This window comes from Humiphilus diazotrophicus (assembly GCF_059726315.1).
The window spans coordinates 3,438,643-3,461,764 of record NZ_AP040870.1 but is presented as its reverse complement, the minus strand read 5'-3'; the positions used below and the strand labels follow the sequence as shown (position 1 = coordinate 3,461,764).

Sequence of the window (23,122 nt, the reverse complement as noted above, 5' to 3'; positions counted from 1 at the left end):
ATGTGGACAAACGACTGCTTCCCTCCACTTCTGCGCGCAGTATTTGCGCAAATGCGCAGTTCTCTGAAAACAGAGCTTTTAGATTTATTCCCGACCAAGAAGAGCGACCAACATGTGGGATCTTTACTATGTGGAGGAGTCAGCAACAGTAACAGTGAGAGTGCTCCTGCAAAGAAAGCGGCTGCCAGGATAAATGCTTTAGCAGCCGCCTTACACAGCTTCCGTGCAGTTGTGACTTGGTCTAGAGTGTTGGCGAGTCGTCTCCCAAGAGTGCTTTGCGCACGATCTTGATTGGAGGAAAGCCCTGCTTCATAAAATCGTTGTGAAATTGCTCAAGAGAGAAGGAGGAGCCCTCCTTCTTCTGAAGGTCGGCGCGCAGTTTGAGGATCTGGAGTTTGCCCAAGGTGTAATAGAGATACGTCGGGTCTGAAGTGCCGCGCTTAGCCTCTACGACTCCCACCTCATGCGACTGAAAGCCTTCCTTCACGAAGAAGTCTACAGCCTGGTCGAAGCTCATCTGCCCTGTATGCATCTTGATTCCAACGATGAAGCGGGCATTGCGTAGCAATGCATCCTGTAACTGCCCCAGACGCAGCAGCTTAGCTTCCTGCGCATCTTTGGCTCCCGTTCCGGGCTGGCCGTAGCCTTCGTCCAGCATCATCTGTTCGCAGTAGTGTGCCCACCCTTCGGCATTCGAAGCTGCACCAAGAAGTTTGCGAACCTTGGAAGGGGCTTGGGGAACCCAAAGGAATTGAATGTAATGGCCTGGATAAGCTTCATGTACGGAGGTGCTGACGACTGTCCCCACATTGAAGCTATGCATATAGCCTTCAACTTCGGCCGGAGACATCTTCGGATCCGGCAGCGTCACATTGAAATAGGCTTCCTTCGCAACCTTTTCGAAGGCTCCGGGAGTATCCATCGAGGCCAGCGTAATAGCGCGCATGAAAGGAGGAGTTTCTTCCAGGATCGGGCGCACGTCTGAGGGAATGGTGACGATGTGTTTCTGTTGGATGAATTGAATCAGCCCGTCGAAGGTAGCGCGGAAGGTATCCAGCAGCTGGTTTGGAACAGGATGATTCTTCCCTAGCTCATCGAGAATCTGCTGCGGAGTTTTTGTGGAATCCAGCTCTTTTGCAATCCGGTTGAATGACTCCTGATTCTGATGCAGATTGTCATAACCGATCTGCAGGAGTTGATCGAGAGGAGTATCCACCATCTCGTCATAGGAGAGCTTCTTTGAAAAGTTTTCCGCTCCGATGCGGTAATCTCCCTTCGAACGCGGCAACAGATCGGATTTCAGCCATTTTTCGTAATCTTCCAAGGCCGCGATAACAGTCGCGTTGGTCTTGGCGAATTCCGCGTTTACCTTTTCGTCCTTCGATGTCTTAAACGCAGTTGGCACATCGTTGCGGAAGAAACTTACCAATCCCGGCAATTGCTCGATGGCAATCTCGGTATAGATCTGCGGCGGATTCTTCAAATTTTCACGAGCCGTTGCAAGAACTCCCGGCATTTGCTTTTCACGCGCGATTAACAGCTTGAGCCGTTCTTCCGGAGGAGCAAATTTACGCTCCATTAGAAAAAACGCGCTATTTGTGATGCCGCTCGAGTAGATATCCGGATTCTTCTCCCATGGACGGATAATTTCCATCGTCAATAGGGATGAGCGGATATTACCGAGAACAAGTGCAAGATCTCCTTGCGCAACCGAATCCAGCTGTGAGGCTTGAATTGCAGAGAACTTTGTCTCATAGCTATGCAGGCCTTTAATCTCTGCATCGATTACGGCACGCGAATAATTCTCCAACTGTGTGTCGTACTGGTGAAATCCGGAAAGGGTCCCAAGCGTGGGCGAGTATTTGAAATAGACATCGTCGAAATACCGGTCTGCCAATTGCCGGAAAGTTTCTGTGGCATTCGGTGTAGCGGCGATAGCGCCAGAGGTAGACATGATGCCTCCAAAGACAAGGGTTACAACCAAGCGGAAGATCTTCATGCGGTAATCCTTTTGTATCTGTTGCAGAAACTATTTTGCGGAAACTTCTTCCAGCTCAAGATCCTCGAGAAGAGCACGAACTTCAAGCAGAATCTCATCCGGACGGAGCGCTTCAAGCGGATATCGCAGAACTCCCTGTGGTGTAAACTGCGCACCCCTCTTGGCATTTCGTGCGACAAGCTTCATCAGGCGGCCAGGATCGACGGCTGCTTTTTCTGTAAAGCGGATATGCAGTTGATCTTTCTTGCGATCGACCTGTGCGACTCCGATTCGTTCACACTCCAGACGCAAGCTGGCAGCTTCCAGCAGATAAACCACTGGGTCGGGAATAGGTCCATAGCGGTCTTCGAGTTCGGAACGGATGTCGTTGAGTGCCTCTTCGCTCTGTGCTCCGGCAATCTTCTTATAAATACGCAGACGTTGGTTCTCTTCCGGAATGTAGTTTTCGTCCACTCGCAAAGAGATGCCGAGATTGAGCTGGGTCGTAGGATGTTCCTCTTGCCCTTCGCCCTTGAGCTCGTGTACTGCCTGCTCGAGCATAGAGGTATACATTTCGAAACCAACAGCTTCGATATGTCCGCTCTGCTCTCCGCCTAGCATGTTTCCGGCTCCGCGCAATTCCAGATCGAGTGCGGCAATCTTGAATCCGGCTCCAAGGTCGGAGAATTCTTTCAGCGCGGCAAGACGGCGCCGTGCGATCTCCGTAAGCTCTTTCTCTTCAGGGATGAGCAAGTAAGCGTAGGCTCTGCGATTCGATCTTCCAACACGTCCGCGAAGCTGGTACAGCTCGGAAAGACCATGGCGATCAGCCCGATTGATGACGATGGTATTTGCCAGTGGAATGTCGAGACCGTTTTCGATGATGGTGGTTGAGACAAGCACATCATACTCATGCTTCATGAAAGCAAGCATGACCTTTTCCAGCTCCCCTTCGCTCATCTGTCCATGGCCAATGATTACGCGGGCTGTAGGAACCAGTTCTGTGATTCTGGAGGCAATCTCGTAAATGGTTTCGACGCGATTGTGGACAAAGTAAACCTGTCCTTCGCGTTCTAACTCCACTTCAATGGCAGAGCGAATCAGCTTGTCGTCGAATTTGGCTACGACAGTCTGAATGGCCATGCGATCTTTTGGCGGAGTCTCAATGACGCTCATGTCGCGCAGTCCTACGAGGGACATATGCAACGTACGCGGAATTGGCGTAGCCGACATGGCGAGTACGTCGATTTCACGGCGCATCTGCTTTAGCCGCTCTTTATGACGCACTCCGAAGCGTTGTTCCTCGTCGACAATAAGCAGGCCCAACTCGTGAAATTGAATATCCTTCGAAAGTAGGCGGTGGGTTCCGATGAGAATATCGACTTTCCCTGCTTCTACTCTCTCCAGAATCTGCTTCTGCTCCTTCGCTGTGCGGAAGCGGGAGATCATTTCAATCATGATCGGGAACTGAGCAAAGCGCTTTTTGAAGGTCTCGAAATGCTGAAAGCTTAGGACCGTGGTTGGGGTGAGGACTGCAACCTGCTTCCCGTCCTGAACCGCTTTGAAGGCCGCACGCATTGCTACTTCTGTTTTGCCGTAACCTACATCGCCGCAGAGCAGCCGATCCATCGGCATAGTGGATTCCATGTCCTGCTTGATATCGGTGATGGCGGTCAGTTGATCATCCGTCTCGTTGTAATCGAAGGAGTCCTCAAACTCACGCTGAAATTCGTTATCAGGAGAGAAGGCGTGGCCCTGGGCCGCTTTTCTCTGTGCATAGAGTTTAAGCAGCTCATCGGCCATGTCCTCCATGGCCTTACGAACGCGCGCTTTCGTCTTAGCCCACTGCTGAGAGCCAAGTTTATTCAGGACAGGAGCGGGTCCGGAATCGGTCGAACGATATTTCTGAATCAGGTCCAGGCGCGTAAGCGGTACGTAAAGGCGTGCCTGCTCCGCAAACTCCAGGATCATGAACTCAACTGAAAGTCCGTCCTGAACAATCTCTTTCAGCCCGATATAACGAGCAATGCCGTGCTCCACATGCACGACATAGTCTCCAATGGCGAGATCCCGGAAATCGGAGACGAAGGCGGCTGTCTTCGATTTCGATTTCTTGGGAAGAGGTCTGGCTGCAACGTCTACATCGTCGGAGAGATCATTGGCTCCAAAGAGAATTAAATCGGAGTCCGAAATGCTGACACCGCTTGATATTGGACAGCGGACAATGACTGGAGTCGCCAGATTCCCGGCAAGATGGCTGGACTCGTCGTACATATTCTCGCTGCCCGTGTGCTGTGTGCGGCTGCCCAGACGGTAAGCGAGTCCATATTCGCGAAGCAGAGTTGCCAGACGTTCAACTTCGCCTTGATTGGGTGCGGCTAGAAGAACATGCTGTTGCTGGCTGACGAGAGACTTGATCTGTTCGATAAATGCAGGGATTGAGCCGTGAAAGCGGAGCGTGGGCCGGGTGGAGAAAGCAATCTCGCCCAGGGTTGGGTCGTCTTCGAGGATATCGACCGCTCCCAATTGGTCCAGATCTAATCCGGGATGCGACTGAATGGTTGCCAGCAGAATCTCCGGACGCAGATAGATATCTTCCGGAGTGATCAGCGAGCCGATACCGGAGCGATCATGGCGCTGCTGAACCTTATTCCACCAGCGTTCGACCTGATTCTTCAGCATCGCGGGCTCTTCAACAAAGAGCATGCACTTCGAGAAGAGGTCCAGCAGTGTCTTATTTGCGCCTGCTACGGTTGCAAAAAACTCCCATCCGGGAAAAACGGTAACGCCGCCGGCGGCAATCGCCTGCTCAATCAGGTCGTTGTCTTCACCCTCCGAAGACAGGCGTTCTCCAGAAAGACGTGCCTGTACTGCTGCCAGCAGCCGTTCGTTGACCGGAGTTTCGGTCATTGGCAGGATCAGAGCCTCGTCAAGAGGCGTCAAAGAGCGTTGGGTATCGGGATCGAATTTGCGGATGGATTCAATCTCATCCCCGAAGAGATCGATACGAACCGGCCGGTCTGCTTCCGAGGAATAGATGTCGAGGATGCCACCACGGCGTGTGAACTGCCCCGGCATCTCAACCATGTCCATTTGTGTGTAGCCGACGCTGCTCAGGTGGGTCACAAGGGCTTCGAGGTCGATACTTTCGCCACGGCGTAGAACCCGAGCTAGCCCGGCATACCAGTCGCGGTCGAAGAAGCGTAGTGCAGCTGCTTCTACCGGCGCAATTACGATGGAGGCCTCTCCCGTTGCGATCTTCCAGAGCACGGAGGCGCGCTGTTCCTGAACATCCGGATGCGGCGAGAGGTTTTCAAAGGGAAGAACGTCGTGCGCCGGAAAGCGCAGCACCATTTCTTGTGCAATTGCTCCGGTTAGGTCGCAACCGGCACGCACGGCCAGATGCATGGCATCGGCGGCCTTGTTGTCCGCGACCAGAACCAGAACAGGTTGCTGTGCTGCTTTGGCAAGGAGTGGTATATAGAGGGCGCGCGCAGTGGCGGTCAGTCCGGACACACGTCGCCGTCCTCTGCCCAGGCTGAAGTGCCTTCGGACGCGCTCAAACGATTGAGAATGCTCTAGCCCCGCGACCAACTCGCGGACAAAAGGGAGAATCATCCAAAAAAGATTCTACGGCGTTTTCAGGATTTCTGTGCTTCTTCTGCCCTGAGATAACGAATTGTCCCTAATGTTGCTGATGCGGCAAGCTCAATGCCTTCAGGTACTCGTAATAAAAATCGAGTCCCTTGTAGTAGGAGTCGATTGGTATTCGCTCGTCTTTCCCGTGAGCCCGAACATCACCCCGTTCCAGGGCAATGCCGGAGATACCATAGCTGGGCATTCCGGCAGCAGCTGTATAGATGCTGTCAGAGGCGCCATTTTCCATCGTCGGAATAACCGGGACTCCTGGCCACAGCGTCCCGGCAATGCGCGTCAGCGGTTCAAATACTTCAGGTAGAGGTGGTGGTGGCACGATAGCCTTCCGGTCCGGTGCTGTGTCACTTACAAATCCTGCATCGCTGACATACTTCACCGTCAGCTTCGGGTCGGCAAAGAGCTGAATCAGTTGCTGGCGTATCTCTTCCGGGGAATGTCCGGGAATGATGCGGCAGTTTACGTTCGCCTGAGCTGTTTGGGGGAGCGCGTTATTAGCATGGCCTCCGCTCAACCGAGTGGCAACACAGGTGGTGTGCAAAGTCGAGTTGAAGGAGGGAACCACCGAAAGACGCGTTACTGCCGCTTGATCCGGTGGATTGGACAAGATCGCCTTCATATCGGTTGCAGTTTGCCCTGTTTCCTGGGCACTCAGACGCTCGAAGTAGGTGCGGGTAACGGGGTTCAACTCGAAAGGAAACTTGTAGTGGGCTAGTTTTTCGAGTGCAGAGGTGAGTTCGTAAATAGCATTGTCCGGACGCGGTAGAGAACTGTGTCCTCCAGGATTTGTTGCTGTGATCTGGTAATCGGCATAGACCTTTTCTGTTGCTTCTACCATTACGGCGATGGTCTTTCCGTCTTGAACGTCAACGCCTCCGGAATCGGGATTGAGAACAAATTCGGCATCGACCAGATCCCGATGATTTTTGAGTAGCCATGCTACTCCATTGGATTTACCGCCTTCTTCATCGGCGGTTAGTGCCAGAATCAAATCCCGCTCAGGTCTGAACCCCTCTCTATGAAGACGTATAAAATCGGCCACCATAATTGCGTCTGCATCCTTCATGTCCTGAGTCCCGCGGCCGTAGTAATAACCATCCTTCTCGACGAATTGGAATGGATCTGTGCTCCAGTCCTTGCGCAGTGCCTCCACTACATCCAGGTGGCAGATGATGAGGATTGGTTTTTTCTGCCCTGTACCTCGATAGCGGACCACAAGGTTCTTCTTCTTGTCATTAGGGCCCAGAACCTGCACGTCAGCTGATGCAAAGCCTGCATCCAGGAACCGCTTAGCCATTGCTTCAGAGGCTGCAGTGACACTGCCTACAGAGTCGGTAGTGTTGATCTCGATCAACTGCCGGAAGATGTCTCGGGCCAGTTGGCGATCGGTTGAGCTACCGGGTTGTGCAGGAGATAGCGGAGATAGCACCAGCAGGCTGACTCCCAATATAGAAGCGCAGATACTGCGTGAGATAAGTTGCATGGGGCTCCTGTAAGGACTGCTCGATATTGAGTTCGATTGTACTGAACAGATTATCTGTCTCAAGAAGCCTCTTGGTAGCGATTGGAACACTTTTGGTCCTGGGGCGCATCTATCGAATGGGACGAGATATACCGGCTCCGATCGAATGAGACCAAAGAAACTTCTGTTGCTGTGCACATTTTTTATTGGCGTGTCGTTTTGTATTCCTTCTCTAACTGAGGCGCAATCGCAGAAATCTGACGATAAGAACAATACGTCTGATCGAAGAAGCGATATGCAGCAGGAGCAGAAGTCCAATACCTCTCAGAAGGAATTGATCGAGCAGCAATCGGATTCAGAGGCTGAAGAGAAGACTCCTGCAGATCCTCTGTTTCCGAACGATCCCTTGAGCTTCTTCCGTCCGATGAATGGAGCTCTGAGGCATCTGCAAGATTCGGACAGGATCAAGATAGGTGCTTACTATACTTTTCTCTCGCAGTATGCCACTGCAGCACCCGATACTCCACGGCATACCCAATACAGCGGGCGTCTGGATCTCAATCTCAATTGGACTGCCTATAGAGGGGAAAGCAGCTCCGGGTCGCTGAATATTCTGCTCCGCTCTGGCTCGAATATCGGTCAGAGTCAGCAATACAACTTAAGCGACCGTCTGGGCTCTTTGCTAATCACCAATTGTCTTCAGGGGAGCGGTGAGCAAAGGCCCATAACAGTGAACCTCTTTTACTGGAAGCAGGAATTCCTGGCGCGGCGGTTGGTTTTCTCGGTCGGCAAGATTCACCCTAATTCATATATTGGTCTCAGCCCGGTAAATGACGATGAGTCCAAACAGTTCTTGGGCGGTCCTTACGATGGCAACATCTCAAATCCCTTTTCCGGAGCCTGGACGCCAGGAGCTGCAGCAGAGTTTCAGGTATCGAGACACTTCTTCCTTCACTCTGTAGTTGCGGATACGCAAGGGACGGCGCAATCCAATCTCAAGACTCTACTGGATCGTAAGTTCTACGAAGCCCTTGAGATCGGCTGGAGAAAGGGTGTTCTGGGAAAACAGGTTCAGATTTATCGTGCCGCTATCTGGCGAGATGACACAAAGACACTCGGTAGCGGGCACGGCGGCGGCATCGGTTTCGATCACGAGTTCAAGAATGGCTGGACTCCCTTTGGGCGCTTTGCTTTCGGTACCAGGACAGGGATGACGATTAAGCAGACTCTCGGGATCGGTTTGACCCAGACCCGGCCGTTTGGCCGCCGGGGAGACATGTTCGGAGCCGGAGTAACCTTCTCCCGTCCGGGTGGAAAACCCTACAAACGTCATGAAAATCTGTACGAGGCTTTTTATCGGATTCGTATGACCCAAAGCGTGGAGTTTGGTCCGGATATCGAGGTTTTGGTGCATCCTTCCGACCAGCCGAAAGTAGGGAGTACGATTCTGCTGGGCACAAGAATGAGAATTTTGTTCTGAAAGGTTGTTAGAATCGTAGCCACGTATGGCTGCGACAGCGAGTGTTTCACCTGAAGTTCTGGCAAAGTATGAGCCGGTAATCGGCCTGGAAGTGCACGTTCAACTGCTGACGGAGACGAAAGCCTTTTGCAGCTGCTCTCCAAAGTTTGGTGACGAGCCAAATACCAATATCTGCCCGGTGTGTTTAGGCTTGCCCGGAGCCCTTCCGGTATTGAACCGGAAGGCAGTGGAGTTTGCGACTCTTGCGGCTCTTGCCTTGAACTGCCAGGTGCGTGAGCGCTCCATCTTTGCGCGTAAAAATTACTTCTATCCTGACCTGCCCAAGGGCTACCAGATCTCGCAGTATGACAAGCCGATTGCAGAGTTTGGCTGGATCGATGTGCCGGATGCCGAAGGTAAGACGAAGCGAATTGGAATTACCCGTCTGCACATGGAAGAGGACGCGGGAAAGAGCATCCATGACGGTTTTGCCGATTCCGTAAGCAAAACCTATCTGGACCTGAATCGCTGCGGTACGCCTCTGGCGGAGATCGTTTCGGAGCCGGATATCCGTACCCCGGATGAGGCCTATGAGTATCTGACCCGGCTAAAAGAGATTCTGCTCTATACCGGGGTAAGCGATTGCAACATGGAAGAGGGCTCATTGCGCTGCGATGCCAACGTCAGCGTTCGTCCTCGTGGGCAGGAGAAGTTCGGCACAAAGGCTGAAGTAAAGAATGTCAACAGCTTCCGCTTTATCCGTGCCGCCTTGCAGTATGAGATTGAGCGGCAAGTCGAGCTGATCGAATCGGGTGGGCGTGTCACCCAGGAGACCCGTCTTTGGAATGCCAGCGAAGGCCGTACCTATGCCATGCGCTCCAAAGAGAAGGCTCACGATTATCGGTATTTCCCGGAACCGGATCTTCCACCGCTCATCGTTAGCGACGCCTGGAAGGCAGAGATCGCCAAGCGTTTGCCTGAGCTTCCAGAAGCCCGTCGGGCAAGAATGATTGCCGAGTACGAGCTGGCGGAACAGGACGCGCAGACGCTTACCGCTACTCGTGAATTTGCCGACCGTTTTGAGGCTGCCGCCCGTCAGGCAAAGAATCCGAAGCGTGTTGCCAATCTGGTATTGAGCGAACTGACAGGACGCCTGAAGGCGATTGGCCTTGAACTCGATCAGTCTCCGATTTCCATGCAGGGCATCGTATTGGCCGCCGATTTGGTTGAGAAGGGCGACCTCTCCAGCAAGCAGATTAAGCAGCTCTTCGATTCCTGCTTCGAGAAGAAGGAAGACTTCCCTGTTGTTTACGAACGGGAGAAGCCGCAGCAGATTACCGATCCAGCTGTTCTGGAGAAGCTCATCGACGAAGTGATTGCAGCCAATCCTAAGCAGGTTGAACAGTATCGTGGCGGTAAAAAGACCGTGGCCGGATTCTTCGTCGGTCAGGTTATGAGGGCTTCCAAAGGACAGGCAAATCCTGCTTTGCTCAATGAGTTGGTAACGAAAAAGCTGGATAGCTAATAAATTCCTAAAGTTAACAACAGAGGGCAGCCTGTAAAGGGCTGCCCTTTTGTTGTTGCGGCATCCACATCTACCGGCACAAGCCGATTTCCCGGCTCCGCCTTTAATGCGATAAAAATGTAGGGATACCCAGGAAGAGGCAACCTCCATCTAAGGGTTCACAGCGCAATTGCAGTTGTGGAGGCGAAAGGTGAAGACAGCCGTATTGCTCGACATGGATGGGACCCTCTTAGATACGAATCATTTGCATGCCAAAGCATGGCAGCGTGCCCTAGCGCACTTCGGAATCCTAGTGGACTACAGCGCGATCCTGCATCAGATTGGGAAAGGTGGCGACCAGTTGATCCCCGTATTTGTTCCGGCTGCCGATCGGGAGCGTATTCAGGAGCCAATGGAGCGCTGGCGGCATGAGGTTTTCAAGCGAGACTATTTCCCTCATGTGAAGCCGTTTCCGAAGACCAGAGAACTGGTTGAGCGGATTTATGAAGAGGGCCTACGAATTGCGATTGCTTCTTCGGCCAGCAGTGACGAGCTGGAGTTTTACAAAGAAGTGGCGCAAATAGAGGATCTCATCGAGGAATCAACCAGCAGTGAAGATGTCGAAAAATCTAAACCACATCCGGATATTTTCGCGGCAGCACTCGACCGCTTAGGGATTTCGGGAGAACAAGCAATCGCCGTAGGAGATACACCTTACGATGCCGAAGCTGCCGGGAAATTGGGGATTGTCTCGATTGGCCTGACCTGCGGTGGATGGAGCGAGGCCAAATTGATTGAATCTGGTTTCATCGAAGTCTACAAAGATCCGGAAGAATTGCTTTCCAGGTTCAATCAGTCCTTGTTTGGACTGGCGCGGGCAGCATAGAGAGGGGCCGCTCTAGATCTATACGGGAAATGTTCTTAGGGTGGCCATTCTTTTGCTGGAATGGCCACTCTTTACCACGAATGCTCTTTCAGGAGCTCTTGCTATCTACTTGGGGCGGCGGGTCGGCAGGGCTATTTTTTCTTTTTGAACGCCCGATGTCCTATGTCCCGGCGGTAGTACATTCCATTGAAGTTGATCCTCTTCAGTGCGTCGTAGGCGAGTCCCAGAGCATTTTCGAGAGATTCTCCAGATGCGGTGACCCCCAGAACGCGTCCACCACTTGTCAGGATGTCGCCGTTGTCCATGAGCGAGGTTCCCGAGTGGAAGATTTGAACTCCAGGAATGCTGGCTGCTTCGGCAAGGCCGTCGATTTTATACCCGGTCTGATAATCGCCTGGATAGCCTTCCGAACTGGCTACCACGCAAGCTGCGGCTCCGGGCTTCCAGCGGAATTCTGTTTCACTGAGACGTCCTTCAACAGTCGCTACCAGAGTCTCCAGTAGATCGTTTTCCATGCGTACCAGGATGGATTGTGTTTCCGGGTCACCGAAACGAGCGTTAAATTCCAGCACCATTGGTCCCCGTGCCGTCATCATCAGACCGCAGTAGAGAACGCCAGTAAACGGCATATCTTCTGCTGCCATGCCATTTACCGTGGGCTGAGCGATGTGGCTCAGAATCCAATCCTGCATCTCAGGTGCCAGGATGTGGTCGGTAGAGTAGGTTCCCATGCCTCCGGTGTTCGGGCCGGTATCTCCCTCGCCGATGCGTTTGTGATCTTGTGCCGGGACGAGAGGAGAAACATGTTTCCCATCTGTAATCGCCAGGAATGAAACCTCTTCGCCTTCCAGGAACTCTTCTACGACGACCGTGTGCTCTGGCGTGCCCAACAGCTTGCCGGAGAAGAGAGAAGCTGCTGTTTCCTCTGCCTCATGGCGGGTATTGCAAATGATCACGCCTTTGCCTGCAGCCAAGCCATCGGCTTTGATCACGATTGGAGTGTGGAAGAGCTCGATGGTTTGGTGGAGTTCGCTGGGGTTCGTGCAGACGGCATAATTGGCCGTCGGAATCTTATGACGCTGGAGGAAGCGCTTGGCAAAGGCTTTGCTGGTTTCCAGCATTGCAGCCTTTTGCGTCGGGCCAAAAACCGCAAGACTGCGTTGCCGAAGCTCATCGACAAGTCCGAGTGAGAGTGGAAGCTCCGGGCCCACGACTGTGAGATCGGGCTTTTCTTCACTGACAACGCGCAGAAGGTCACTGAGGTCCTTTACATTGGCGGGAACACAGCGGGCGACCGATGCAATACCGCCATTTCCAGGAGCGCAGACGACCTCGCCGACGCGACTCGATTGCGCGATGGCCCAAGCCAAGGCATGTTCGCGTCCACCAGATCCGATTACCAGAACTTTCATATTGTTTGTACCGCTCCTTCACCAAGCAAGTAGTCAAAGGGTTATCTTCAGCAAAGCGAAGAGGTAAAGTCAAACCACCCTGCACGTTGGTGCCATTTCTTCTCATCTCACATGGTGTTGAAGAGATGAAATACAACTTTTCGTCCCATCGTTGCGGGAAATGCTCTGTGCGGCGAAGAGGTAACTGGCTTCTATACTGAGAAGTTGCGGTTCGTCCTCTCCTCATCAAACCTATGGAGATCGAAACAAAATCAGAGGTGCATATCAGGCAGCGATTAAGAATGCCGCGATTGCGCACGACTGAACTCTGGTATTACTTCGGACCTGCTTTTGTTGCCAGTATTGCCTACGTCGATCCGGGAAACTTTGGTGCCAACTTCGATGGCGGAACCCGGTTTGGATACCAGCTCTTATGGGTCCTTCTCTGGTCGAATGCTATGGCCATCCTGGTTCAATACCTCTCGGCCAAATTAGGAATTGCAACAGCTCGCACGCTGCCCCAGAACTGTAGAGAACACTTTTCTCGTCCCACAACCGTAGCCTTGTGGGTTGCAGCGGAGGTCTCTGCTCTGGCAACAGATCTCGCGGAGTTTCTTGGTGCCGCGATGGGATTCTACCTTCTGGTCGGGCCCTGGCTATTGCGTCATGGATTGGGAAAGCCGGAGATTCTGCTGGTCTCCGCGTTAGTTTCTGCTGTTCTGGTCTTCGCCATCCTGGCTCTGGAGCTTTGGGGCTTCCGCAGTCTGGAAGTGGCCATCATGATCTTCGTGTTTATCATTGGGGCCTGTTACAGCATTGAAATGTTTCTGATCCATCCGCATTGGAACCAGGTCGCCTATCACGTGTTCGTACCGATGATCGACCGGCGAAGTGTCTATGCGGCGGTTTCGATGCTGGGCGCAACGGTGATGCCTCATGTCGTTTATCTGCACTCTGCTTTGGTGCAACCACGAGTACAGATGGACAGTTTTGCCCCTGCACAGACGCGATATCTCAGACAGCGGCGTCATCTGCGCTTTGAACTGATCGACATTATTGCCGCCATGAATGGCGCCTGGCTGGTGAATTCGGCGATGGTGGTTGTCGCAGCCTCTGCTTTTGCCGGTTCCGTTACCGGTGGAATGTCGATTGAGCAGGCGCATCAGACTCTCGGACCTCTTTTAGGACCCACTTCCGCGCTGGTTTTTGCGATTGCGCTTCTTTGCTCCGGTTTGTCGTCGTCTACAGTAGGCACCATGGCTGGCCAGGTAATCATCGACGGCTTCCTGAACGTGAAGTTCAGCATCTTTCTGAGACGGTTATTGACGCTCGCCCCAGCAATCCTGGTGATTGGGATAGGCCTCGATCCTCTTGAAATCTTGATTCTTTCCCAGGTTGTACTTAGCTTTACCTTACCGTTCGCTCTTATTCCTCTGCTGGTCCTCACCGGACGGGAGTCTGTGATGGGCAAATTCGTGAATACACGCCTGACTTCTTGCCTGGGATGGGCCTCGGTTACTCTGATCATTGCTCTTAATGCCTTTTTGTTGTGGCAGACTCTGGTGGGGTAATGAAGTCGGGGAATCCTTCTGAAATATCGAGTGAAAGGAAATTGTCCTTGCAAAAATTGGGAAGGAGGCAGACCTTCGGCCTTCTTCTTCTTGCTGGGACGATTGTGCTTTTCACGATTGCACGAGCAGGGCTAGACCGCATCTTTCCCCCGGGATGGTGGCGGATATGGTGATGGATCCCTTGTTGGTTATTCTTCTTGGGCCTACGGCTAGTGGAAAAACTGCGCTTTCTCTTTCGCTTGCAGAGCGTTTTTCAGGCGAGATTGTCAATTGTGATTCCGTAGCGGTCTACCGCGAGATGGAAATTGGTACGGCTAAGCCCAATCTGGAAGAACGAGCCCGTGTTCCTCACCACTTGCTCGATGTTGTAACTCCTGCTGAGGCATATACCGCTGGAGATTACAGCCGACAGGCTCGCGAAGCCATTCGGGAAATTACCTTCCGGAGAAAGCTGCCGATTGTTACGGGCGGAACGGGTCTCTACCTTCGGGCTTTGCTGGAGGGTCTCTTTGAAGGTCCCCAAAGGGATGAGGAACTGCGTGAACGGCTACGCCGAAGTGAGGACCGGCACACTCCTGGCTGGCTTCACCGCATTTTGCGACGGCTTGACGCCCAATCGGCAGAGCGTATCCATCCAAACGATCTTCCAAAGCTCATTCGGGCGATTGAGGTTTGTCTGTCAACCAGGAAGCCCATGTCGGAGGCTTTACTCTCAGGCCGTGATCCGCTCACGGGATATCGGATTATGCGGATTGGGCTGAATCCGGAACGCCAGAAGCTATACCAACGCATCGACAGCCGTGCCGCAGAGATGTTTTCGCGAGGGCTGATAGAGGAGACCGCCGGCCTTCTGTCCCATTATGGCGAGAATTGCCGGATTCTCGATTCGCTCGGTTATAAGCAGGCAAAGATGATCCTTTCCGGCGAGTTGTCCCGGGAAGACGCAATTACTGCCGCACAGCAGGGCCATCGAAATTATGCAAAGCGGCAGCTCACCTGGTTTCGGCGCGAGCCTGAGGTTCAGTGGATCGATGATTTCGGAGATAGTGCCGAGACAATAAGCTATGCGACGCAGCTAGTGTGCGAATCTCTTGCTTGTTGAGGCGTTTGGGTCGGAAAGGGAGAATTTCAGGGAAGAAGAGAATCGGGCTGGATTGGATTTTTCCCATGCAGCTTTCGACTGGAACTGCATGGGAAAAATTGCCGAAAGAAATCTATTTAACGACCAGAGCAATCGGAATGGTATGGGTTGTCTCTTTGATGCCATTGTCGGAACTGGTCGTGAGCTTCAACGAGTAGCTTCCTGCCGGAGTTCCCGTATTCGTGGGTGGTCCGTGATGGAAGTAGTTGTAGCGGGCTGCACAGGACGAGAGTCCCAGAGTCAGGGTCACTAATAAAGCCATGAACAGGGTCTGGCTTGCAAAGCGCCACCTCTTATATAGGCCACCCAGTCCGACAAGGGCCAGAATTCCAGGTGCTGCCAGGGCATAGTAGAGTCCCGAGGAGTGTTGCGGGACCAATTGTGCTCCGGAGAGTGATGTCGTCTGTATGGTCAGAGTGGTCGATGTGGCCAGGACCCCATTATTATCAGGATCGGCGACAGCATCTGCGGCCGACACCGTTGTTGGGGTGAAGGTGCAGGTTGCGCCTAGCGGCAGGCCTGAACAGGAAAAACTGGCATACTGGCTGAACCCGTTTTCAGGCATAAGCTTCACCGTCGTGGCAATATTCTGGCCAGCTGTCACGACCAAGTTCGTCTGCTGAACTCTAAAGGTGTAATCCGAGAGGCCTGCAGTAATCGATTCCGCTGAGCTAGCGGAAGAGGTAGAAGCAGAGTGAGTACTATCTCCGTTATAGACGGCGGAGAACTGATATTTTCCCGCAGGTATTGCGTCAATCACCAATTCGACGAGTCCGCTGGTATCCAAAGCAGCGGAGCCATAAAGCTTTGTTCCGTCTGTGATGGTGACAGTTCCTGTCGGCACTGTGCTTTGACCCTTCACGGTTACACCGAAGGTGAAGCTCGTACGGCTATTCAGCTGCTGGGTGGAAACGGACAGCGAAGTCGTTGTTGTCTCCGAAGTCGCGGCCTGCGCGGAAGTCTGCGCCAAGACGGTGAAGAAAAACGCGAGAACTACGGCCTGAAAAACGAAAAAACGAAACTTGCTGCCTGGCTGGAAACTCTGCACGCTCTAGCTACCTCTACTCAAAAAGGCACAATGGTCAGACGCATGGCGGACCATCCTGTCACCTCATTGTATCTGGCCAGAGGCAGAAGCGCCGCAAGGTCATGGTGTTTTCCCCGTTCAGAGCCAAAATCGCCGGTTATCTTTGGGGCTCCTCCCCTGAAAAGCACCGGGTTTTGGACATCAGGGTCGAAGGGATAAAGGGGCATTCAGCTGGAAGGAGAGGAGCGAATCCGGCGGATAATCGATATCTTTGGTCCCGATAAGAGAGGCCGTTATAGCCCCGGATCGTGTTCCGGTCAGCGAACCGAAGATTTTGACCGAATCGTTGTCTTCAGCCCCGCCTAGAAGCTTCCCAATGCTGTTTTCATCGTCTTCCTGGCCAGTTGAGCGATGTTGGGTGCTGACGGAGGAGTCTGTAGTGCGGAATTGAAAGTGTTGCTCGCCAATATTTAGCCCGCTGAGCGTGAGTTTGAGAACGGATGCCCCTTTGGATAGAACCTTCCTGCGGGTATGCAGCACAACTCCCGCGATGGAAGCGCCAGCCGGGATTGTCGTTTTCCCTTGCGTCGGGAGGGGGGAGACTACCCGCCCGGTAAAAAGATCACCGGTACGGGAGGTTAAGACACCAATTCGCTGATTGAGGCGAATTGCCAGTATGGTTCCTGCCGGGACAGTGAGCGCGGGTTTGGCCGGTTGTTCTTGTTTTGCTGCATCGGAGGGCTGCGGTTGGCTGCCGGTTGGCGCTCCAGGCAGGGCGATTGGCAGTCCGTTGGTTGCTGTACTGCTTCCCTCGTCCGAGGCAGCGGAAGGCTGTCCTGTCGTAGACTGCGCCGGTTGCGAGACCGGTCCCCCTTTGTCTCCTGATGCCTGGCTGTCGCTCGCTTTTTCGTGGCCTTTCTGTTGAGAATCCTGCTGTTGTGAGTCGGTGCTCTGGTTCGCTGAATTTTTTCGACACGCGGTGGGGCCGAATGTCCACAGGCTCAAAATGATCAATAACAAATAGAAAGTACGCGGGGAAATAAAATCGAAATTCATGTATCCAGTTGTCGCGGGCTGGTAAAGTCGGATCCTGGGAAAAAGCTGGGCAGTTGTTCGCAATTTTCTGCTACAGCGGCACAGGTTTTGCTCAAGCCTTTGCACAAAGGGCTCCGCGGGGCGAGGTCACAGGTTGGATGCCAGGATTAGCCTGTTATGCTGCTTCCCGTAATATGGGGACACTTGAATTTCGGGGAGTCGGATTCCTTTCTGGTCACGAACTTTCAAGGCATCTACATCCGATACAGTCAGGAGCAGATGCGGCAATTCCTCATGGCGGGATAATTTCGCCTATCTATGTACGAAGCACAGCTGAGTGAAGTAGCGTATCAGTGCCTTTGGAGGTATAAGCACTCATGTCCGTTGCACTATCCAGTCGCCCCCAACTGAAACATCTGACGGCCCAACTCGATGAGCTGAAACAGAAAGGCACATATTTTCGACTGCGCATTCTTGAGGATGAGCAGGCTCCGGTTTGCACTTACGACGGCAAACGAGTGATTAATCTCGCCTCCAACAATTACTTGGGGCTTACAAATCACCCTAAGCTTCGCGAAGCTGCCATTGAGGCAATTCGGAAGTACGGCGTAGGCTCTGGTGCGGTACGAACCATCGCTGGAACCATGAGCATACACATGGAACTGGAGGAGAAGATTGCCCGCTTCAAGAATGTCGAAGCATGCGTGGTCTTTCAAAGTGGGTTTACCGCGAATGCCGGTACAGTTTCTTCCATTCTGGGGCGCGAGGATTTCATCCTCTCCGATGAGTTGAATCACGCCAGCATCATTGATGGTGCACGGCTTTCCAGAGCCAAGATTAAGGTCTTTCGACACAAAGATGTCGATCATTGCGAGGAGCTTCTGAAGGAAGTTCAGAGCGAGCCGGGGCGCAAGCTCATCATCACCGATGGCGTCTTCTCGATGGATGGAGATATCGGTCCGGTGGATAAATTGGCCGATCTAGCCGAGAAGTATGGAGCCATCATGATGGTCGATGATGCTCACGCTTCCGGCGTCCTGGGGCGGAATGGACGAGGAAGTGTAGACCACTTCCATTGTCATGGCCGGGTAGACGTGCAGGTAGGCACTCTGTCGAAGGCTATCGGTGCGCTGGGTGGCTATGTCTGTGGATCGCGGGACCTGATCGATTATCTTTATCACCGAGCGCGGCCATTTCTCTTTTCAACTTCTCATCCGCCATCGGTTGCGGCTACCTGTATCGCAGCCTTCGATTTGTTGGAGCACGAGCCTGAGCGGATTGAACGGCTCTGGGAAAATACCCGGTACTTCAAGAATCAGCTGGGGCAGTTGGGTTTTGATATTGGCGGAGTGACAACTCCTGCAAGCGAGACGCCGATTACTCCGATTATCGTCGGCGATGGCGGTGCCACAATGTCCTTCTCAAGAGCACTCTTCGAGGAGGGCCTGATGGCCACCGGAATCGCGTTTCCGACAGTGCCTGAAGGCAAAGCGCGCATTCGTACCATCATGACCAGCGAGCATACGCGCGAGCAGCTTGATCAGGCATTGGAGATATTGCATCGCGTGGCTCGCAGGCTCAACATTCTTTCCAAATGAAAGGGCTACGCCTTCTCCTCGTATCCATGGCAGCCTGCCTTTTGCTGGCTGCCTGGATTACACCATGCCTCGCAACGCATGGAATGGCGTTAACCTCCGCCGTCCTGCAATCTTTCTTTCATGCGGTCTGTCACCAAAGACCGGAGAGAAGCTTCTGGCTGTATGGTCAGCCTTGGGCGGTGTGTACACGCTGTTTGGGTGTCTATACGGGGCTTCTTGCGGGTGCACTCTTGCCTATCGACAGTGCGATTGCAAAGAAGATCTTTCTCTCGGTGTTACTTCTGAATGTAGTAGATGTACTTGCGGAGAGAGCAGGATTTCATGGCAGCATGCCATGGTTGCGGCTGGCTTTGGGTGCAGGATTGGGCGCGGCGGCGAGTGCTTTGCTCGTCAGCCGCGCCTGGAAGTATCAGCCTCGATAGACGATGTTGCCTTCGCTAATTGTGAAGTGAATCTTTCCCGGCAACTTCCATCCATTGAAAGGTGTGTTCTTCGACTTCGATTTGGATTCGGTTACGTTGAAGCTCCACTGTTCACCCGGCTTGAACAAGACCACATCGGCAAATGCGCCTACGGCGAGTGTGCCACGGCCTTTAAGTGCCAATACGTTTGCCGGTTGGGTGCTAAGCAAACGAATTACACGGCTCAGAGAGAGCTTGCGTTCCTGATGTAGCACCTTGAGCGCTAATCCCAGAGCTGTTTCCAGTCCTGTGATGCCATTCGGTGCTCGCTCAAACTCTTGTTCTTTTTCATGGGTGGCATGGGGCGCGTGGTCAGTAGCCACACAATCGACAGTTCCATCGGCAATTCCGGCCAGCATAGCGTCCCTGTCAGCCTCAGAACGCAAGGGCGGATTCATTTTGGCGTTGGTGTCGTATTCGCCGACCGCATCTTCTGTGAGCGAAAAATGGTGGGGAGCTACTTCGCATGTAACACGCAACCCATTACGCTTGGCACGACGTACAGCTTCCAGCGCTGCAGCGGTCGAAAGATGAGCGACGTGCAGGTGAACACGGCTGTCCTTAAGTTCTGCAACCATGCGGATATCACGTTCGACAATCTGCGATTCTGCCTCTGTAGGCATTCCGCGCAGACCTAAACGGAACGCAACCGTCCCTGCATTCATCGAAGCATTCGCTGTTATACGGGTGTCTTCCGCATGTTGGATGATCGGCAATCCCGCCCGGGCCGCAGCTGCTAATGCTTCCCGCATGACACTGTCCTTCAGGATCGGCTTCCCGTCGTCAGTGACGGCAACAGCTCCGGCAGCCTTCAATGCTCCGTATTCGGAGAGGGCTTCTCCCATGCTTCCGCGAGTCGCTGCAGCGATCGGAAACACCCGGATAGTGGCACCGCGTTCCGGGCTCAACATCCAACGGGTTGTTTCGACGGAATCGTTGACCGGAGTCGTATTGGGCATTGCGCAGATGCTGGTAAAGCCACCTGCAGCAGCAGCAGTTGTTCCTGTTGCAATCGTCTCCTTATAGGCCTGACCCGGTTCACGCAGATGGACGTGGATATCTACCAAGCCCGGCGCAACGACTAAACCGGTTGCATCGAGAACCTCGACCTCTTCGCCTTTTGCAGCCTTTACTTTGCCGGGAGCGCCAACTTCGGCAACACGCCCGCCGCGCAGCAAAAGATCGTGGGGCGCGTCAACTGAAGTTGCGGGATCGATCATATGCCCGCCGCGAATCAGTATCGTACTCATTGCTGATTTCCTTTCCGGCTATTGAGAGCACGTTCGACCAAAGCCATACGAATGGCCACCCCATGGCGAACCTGTTCCGTAATTGCGGACTGAGATCCATCCGCAACCTCCGAGGTTAATTCCAAGCCGCGAATGATCGGGCCGGGGTGGAGGATGAGGGCCTGTGGAGCATGTTTCTCCAGACGCTCGCTGTCCAGCTGATAGTCGGCTTTGTAATCTTCGAGATTAAGAGAGAGGCCTGCCAGCCGCTCTGCCTGAATACGCAGCATCATGACGATCTGCGATTGATCCAGCGCGCGATTGAAATTCCGTTCGATCTCGACATTCGGACCGCACTTTGCAGCGATTTCGGGTAGCAACTGCGGTGGGCCGCAGAGGAGGACGCGTGCTCCCAGTTTGGGAAGCAATTGCATGTTCGAACGCGCAACCCGGCTGTGGAAGATGTCTCCGACGATGGAGACGGTGACTCCCTTCAGAATATCGCCGGAAATTTTCTCCGGGATCTGATTGCCTGTGCGATGCATCAGGATCGTTCGCAGATCGAGCAGCGCTTGCGAGGGGTGCTGGTGCATCCCGTCCCCGGCATTCAGGACCGGAAGTTGGGTAACGCGCTCCAGCAGATACGGGGCACCTGAGGACAGGTGGCGCAGGATAATGCACTCTGCTCCAAGGGCCTTCAGCGTGAGTCCTGTATCTTTCAGCGACTCACCCTTCTCGATACTGGAGGAAAGAGAACTAATCAGGGTGGTGTCCGCTCCGAGACCCTTTGCCGCAAGCTCGAATGAGGTGCGGGTACGGGTGCTGGATTCGTAGAACAGCAACGCAATGCGGCGTTTTGCGAGGCGCTTGGCTCTCTTGAGCGGATCCTCATCTTCGAGGACCGTGGCCATGTGGAGAATGCTGCTCAGATCCTCCAACGAGAGATCTTCAACGGAAAGTACGGACCCCGCTTGTCTTGAAACGGTCACGGGGAGCTCGGGCGTAACTGTAGAACGAGATTCGGTCTGGCTGGCTGGCATGGGCACACATCCGCGAAGCGGAAATTCCCGTTTCCCCACCGGTGCGTTCCAAAGACACACGAATGTGGTCGGGTCTCTCCTGGAAGCCGGACTACACTCGGTTTGGACAGGCCACAGCGGCAGGAAAACGGTCTAGCTCCGTGGCCTCTGGTTCAGGATCGTTACCGATCAATTGTTCTGCACGATGGCATTTCGGACGGGATCTCCCTTCCGAACTAATCCACGCGTTCGACGACCAAAACTTGCTCGTCATTATCAATTTCGCGGAACTTAACCTCAATAATTTCTTTATCTGAGGTCTGAACGTTTCTTCCTACGAAGCTGGCTTCGATCGGAAGTTCACGATGTCCGCGGTCGATGAGCACCAGGAGTTGTACTCGCTGGGGACGTCCGTGGTCAAATAATGCATCCATGGCGGCACGAACAGTCCGGCCGGTATAGAGCACGTCATCGCACAGAATGATGTTGCGGCCTGTGACGTCAAAGCCTATGGCGCCTGGAACAACGACCGGGCGAACGTCGCGGGTTGTAAGGTCGTCGCGATAGAAGTTGATATCCAGCGTACCGGTCTCGATGGGGCGCTTTTCGATGCCGCTGATGATTTTCCCCAGGCGTTCGGCCAAGGGGATGCCACGGCGCTTGATCCCTACGAGTCCGAGATTCTGCGCACCATTGTTCTTTTCGAGAATCTCGTGGGCAAGGCGAACCAGGGTCCGCTCGATCTCGGAGGCGGACATGATACGTCCCTTTTCACGCAGCACGGGTTTGGAAATAAAGGCTTGCTCTGTCATAAGGCTCTCTGGCGGGATGATACGAGGCTTCTGGCGCTCGGGCAAGTTAGAAGCACGGAAACGTTCAGGAGCCGTATTGGGAACGACGGGTTAACAAGCGGGCCCCCAGGGCTCCTCCCAATGTGGAAAAAACAATAATTCCTGCTGAAAGCGCGGCAGTTGAACCCAGGATCCAGGCTGCGCGTCCCTCCGGAGTGGCAAGGAAACGAAGAAGAATCTGCGTTTGCTCCTGCGATTCCGGATTGGATTGCGCCATCTTGGTCAATTGTTCCAATAAGGCCCGGAATATGGAATCTACAGCCTCTCCGTGGTGGAGAACAAAGCGTTCCACAGTTAGGTATGCCGCTGTGAAAATTGTGGTTGCCAGAGCCGCCAGAATTCCTGCGACAAGGCCGATGCGGGCTCCTGTTTGCGCCGCAAGAACCGTAACCGCCGTCCGGCGCCGGTACAGCGCCACTGCGGCAATCGCGCCACCGACAATCCAGAGGCAGCAGCCAAAAGAAGCCAATGGCATAAGGTTTGAACTCATGATGCCCATGGGCACTGCTACGGTAATTGCCGCCTGAAGGGCTTGTTTCCAGCGAATGCTGTTCGGCGTGTGTACTCCGTAGCCTTGGCGAAGTCCTGCAGCATAGGTGGCAGTATCTTCGTTTGGTTCAAAGCGTAGTTGTGGTGCTCCACAGACGGGGCAAAAAGTACTTTCTTCGCTCGTCAGGGCCGCTCCACAACGATGGCAGGTTAGCTCCATTCGGTTTCCTACTTTTGAAACTAAATGAGCGCAGGGGCAAAAGCAACAAAAGCAGCTAAGAAGCGGTCAGCTGAAGTCCGGTTAGCTGATAAAGCGGTCAGCTAAAAACCGGTCAGCAGGGATCATTGCTGCTGACCGGTTTTTAGC

The 23,122-nt window shown here is 53.5% G+C and carries 17 protein-coding genes; 7 read left to right on the top strand and 10 right to left on the bottom strand.

From position 1 onward, the window contains the following. Positions 1–241: 241 nt before the first annotated feature. The 3 genes from AC6I7T_RS14850 to AC6I7T_RS14840 all read right to left on the bottom strand — a co-directional run bounded on the left by AC6I7T_RS14850 (position 242) and on the right by AC6I7T_RS14840 (position 7,115). Positions 242–1,999, bottom strand: a complete 1,758-nt coding sequence (locus AC6I7T_RS14850; protein WP_497794265.1) for a DUF885 domain-containing protein — start codon at positions 1,997–1,999, stop codon at positions 242–244. Positions 2,000–2,029: 30 nt separating this feature from the next. Beyond that, positions 2,030–5,596: a transcription-repair coupling factor gene (gene mfd / locus AC6I7T_RS14845; RefSeq protein ID WP_497794264.1), complete on the bottom strand. Its 3,567-nt coding sequence runs from the start codon at positions 5,594–5,596 to the stop codon at positions 2,030–2,032. Between the two features lie 67 nt (positions 5,597–5,663). After that, positions 5,664–7,115 carry a M20/M25/M40 family metallo-hydrolase gene (locus AC6I7T_RS14840; protein WP_497794263.1) on the bottom strand — a complete coding sequence of 484 codons (1,452 nt, stop codon included), beginning with the start codon at positions 7,113–7,115 and terminating at the stop codon, positions 5,664–5,666. Positions 7,116–7,389: 274 nt separating this feature from the next. Here AC6I7T_RS14840 and AC6I7T_RS14835 point away from each other — a divergent pair, with 274 nt between their 5' ends. The 3 genes from AC6I7T_RS14835 (at position 7,390) to AC6I7T_RS14825 (ending at position 10,943) form a co-directional block, all read left to right on the top strand. Then, positions 7,390–8,574 carry a carbohydrate porin gene (locus AC6I7T_RS14835; RefSeq protein WP_497794262.1) on the top strand — a complete coding sequence of 395 codons (1,185 nt, stop codon included), beginning with the start codon at positions 7,390–7,392 and terminating at the stop codon, positions 8,572–8,574. A gap of 25 nt (positions 8,575–8,599) precedes the next feature. Continuing rightward, complete coding sequence (gene gatB / locus AC6I7T_RS14830; RefSeq protein WP_497794261.1) at positions 8,600–10,078, top strand: Asp-tRNA(Asn)/Glu-tRNA(Gln) amidotransferase subunit GatB; 1,479 nt, start codon at positions 8,600–8,602, stop codon at positions 10,076–10,078. Between the two features lie 190 nt (positions 10,079–10,268). After that, positions 10,269–10,943, top strand: coding sequence for an HAD family hydrolase (locus AC6I7T_RS14825; RefSeq protein ID WP_497794259.1), 675 nt, complete (start codon positions 10,269–10,271; stop codon positions 10,941–10,943). 131 nt (positions 10,944–11,074) lie between these two features. Here the strand turns inward: AC6I7T_RS14825 and purD are convergent, their stop codons facing one another. Further along, positions 11,075–12,355, bottom strand: a complete 1,281-nt coding sequence (gene purD / locus AC6I7T_RS14820) for a phosphoribosylamine--glycine ligase (RefSeq protein WP_497794258.1) — start codon at positions 12,353–12,355, stop codon at positions 11,075–11,077. 233 nt (positions 12,356–12,588) lie between these two features. Between purD and AC6I7T_RS14815 the strand changes: the two genes are divergently transcribed. Then, a complete protein-coding gene (locus AC6I7T_RS14815) occupies positions 12,589–13,905 on the top strand; it encodes an Nramp family divalent metal transporter (protein WP_497794257.1) in 1,317 nt (438 codons plus the stop codon). A 172-nt stretch (positions 13,906–14,077) separates the two neighbouring features. Further along, the gene (gene miaA / locus AC6I7T_RS14810; RefSeq protein WP_497794256.1) at positions 14,078–15,007 is read left to right on the top strand and encodes a tRNA (adenosine(37)-N6)-dimethylallyltransferase MiaA; all 930 of its coding nucleotides are present in this window, start codon (positions 14,078–14,080) and stop codon (positions 15,005–15,007) included. 112 nt (positions 15,008–15,119) lie between these two features. Here the strand turns inward: miaA and AC6I7T_RS14805 are convergent, their stop codons facing one another. Further along, on the bottom strand, positions 15,120–16,094 hold the full coding sequence (locus AC6I7T_RS14805) for an Ig-like domain-containing protein (RefSeq protein WP_497794255.1): 975 nt from the start codon (positions 16,092–16,094) through the stop codon (positions 15,120–15,122). Positions 16,095–16,274: 180 nt separating this feature from the next. After that, positions 16,275–17,129 carry a hypothetical protein gene (locus tag AC6I7T_RS14800; RefSeq protein WP_497794253.1) on the bottom strand — a complete coding sequence of 285 codons (855 nt, stop codon included), beginning with the start codon at positions 17,127–17,129 and terminating at the stop codon, positions 16,275–16,277. 356 nt (positions 17,130–17,485) lie between these two features. Here AC6I7T_RS14800 and AC6I7T_RS14795 point away from each other — a divergent pair, with 356 nt between their 5' ends. Beyond that, complete coding sequence (locus AC6I7T_RS14795; protein ID WP_497794252.1) at positions 17,486–18,706, top strand: glycine C-acetyltransferase; 1,221 nt, start codon at positions 17,486–17,488, stop codon at positions 18,704–18,706. A 26-nt stretch (positions 18,707–18,732) separates the two neighbouring features. Then, the gene (locus AC6I7T_RS14790) at positions 18,733–19,128 is read left to right on the top strand and encodes a DUF2085 domain-containing protein (protein WP_497794250.1); all 396 of its coding nucleotides are present in this window, start codon (positions 18,733–18,735) and stop codon (positions 19,126–19,128) included. On the opposite strand, the gene AC6I7T_RS14785 is transcribed toward AC6I7T_RS14790, so the two are convergent. The 4 genes from AC6I7T_RS14785 to AC6I7T_RS14770 all read right to left on the bottom strand — a co-directional run bounded on the left by AC6I7T_RS14785 (position 19,116) and on the right by AC6I7T_RS14770 (position 22,975). Beyond that, positions 19,116–20,417, bottom strand: coding sequence for a dihydroorotase (locus AC6I7T_RS14785; RefSeq protein WP_497794248.1), 1,302 nt, complete (start codon positions 20,415–20,417; stop codon positions 19,116–19,118). The genes AC6I7T_RS14790 and AC6I7T_RS14785 overlap by 13 nt on opposite strands. Further along, positions 20,414–21,436, bottom strand: coding sequence for an aspartate carbamoyltransferase catalytic subunit (locus tag AC6I7T_RS14780; RefSeq protein ID WP_497794247.1), 1,023 nt, complete (start codon positions 21,434–21,436; stop codon positions 20,414–20,416). Before AC6I7T_RS14780 ends, AC6I7T_RS14785 begins: the two co-directional genes overlap by 4 nt. Before the next feature lie 215 nt (positions 21,437–21,651). Continuing rightward, the gene (gene pyrR / locus AC6I7T_RS14775) at positions 21,652–22,227 is read right to left on the bottom strand and encodes a bifunctional pyr operon transcriptional regulator/uracil phosphoribosyltransferase PyrR (protein WP_497794246.1); all 576 of its coding nucleotides are present in this window, start codon (positions 22,225–22,227) and stop codon (positions 21,652–21,654) included. A 64-nt stretch (positions 22,228–22,291) separates the two neighbouring features. Further along, a complete protein-coding gene (locus AC6I7T_RS14770) occupies positions 22,292–22,975 on the bottom strand; it encodes a zinc ribbon domain-containing protein (RefSeq protein ID WP_497794245.1) in 684 nt (227 codons plus the stop codon). Positions 22,976–23,122 lie beyond the last annotated feature (147 nt).

Excerpts from the sequence above, each read along its gene's own strand:
- AC6I7T_RS14850 (WP_497794265.1), bottom strand. The coding sequence starts at position 1,999 with ATGAAGATCTTCCGCTTGGTTGTAACCCTTGTCTTTGGAGGCATCATG.
- mfd (WP_497794264.1), bottom strand. The coding sequence starts at position 5,596 with ATGATTCTCCCTTTTGTCCGCGAGTTGGTCGCGGGGCTAGAGCATTCT.
- AC6I7T_RS14840 (WP_497794263.1), bottom strand. The coding sequence starts at position 7,115 with ATGCAACTTATCTCACGCAGTATCTGCGCTTCTATATTGGGAGTCAGC.
- AC6I7T_RS14835 (WP_497794262.1), top strand. The coding sequence starts at position 7,390 with ATGCAGCAGGAGCAGAAGTCCAATACCTCTCAGAAGGAATTGATCGAG.
- gatB (WP_497794261.1), top strand. The coding sequence starts at position 8,600 with ATGGCTGCGACAGCGAGTGTTTCACCTGAAGTTCTGGCAAAGTATGAG.
- purD (WP_497794258.1), bottom strand. The coding sequence starts at position 12,355 with ATGAAAGTTCTGGTAATCGGATCTGGTGGACGCGAACATGCCTTGGCT.
- AC6I7T_RS14815 (WP_497794257.1), top strand. The coding sequence starts at position 12,589 with ATGGAGATCGAAACAAAATCAGAGGTGCATATCAGGCAGCGATTAAGA.
- miaA (WP_497794256.1), top strand. The coding sequence starts at position 14,078 with ATGGATCCCTTGTTGGTTATTCTTCTTGGGCCTACGGCTAGTGGAAAA.
- AC6I7T_RS14800 (WP_497794253.1), bottom strand. The coding sequence starts at position 17,129 with ATGAATTTCGATTTTATTTCCCCGCGTACTTTCTATTTGTTATTGATC.
- AC6I7T_RS14795 (WP_497794252.1), top strand. The coding sequence starts at position 17,486 with ATGTCCGTTGCACTATCCAGTCGCCCCCAACTGAAACATCTGACGGCC.
- AC6I7T_RS14790 (WP_497794250.1), top strand. The coding sequence starts at position 18,733 with ATGGCAGCCTGCCTTTTGCTGGCTGCCTGGATTACACCATGCCTCGCA.
- AC6I7T_RS14785 (WP_497794248.1), bottom strand. The coding sequence starts at position 20,417 with ATGAGTACGATACTGATTCGCGGCGGGCATATGATCGATCCCGCAACT.
- AC6I7T_RS14780 (WP_497794247.1), bottom strand. The coding sequence starts at position 21,436 with ATGCCAGCCAGCCAGACCGAATCTCGTTCTACAGTTACGCCCGAGCTC.
- pyrR (WP_497794246.1), bottom strand. The coding sequence starts at position 22,227 with ATGACAGAGCAAGCCTTTATTTCCAAACCCGTGCTGCGTGAAAAGGGA.
- AC6I7T_RS14770 (WP_497794245.1), bottom strand. The coding sequence starts at position 22,975 with ATGGAGCTAACCTGCCATCGTTGTGGAGCGGCCCTGACGAGCGAAGAA.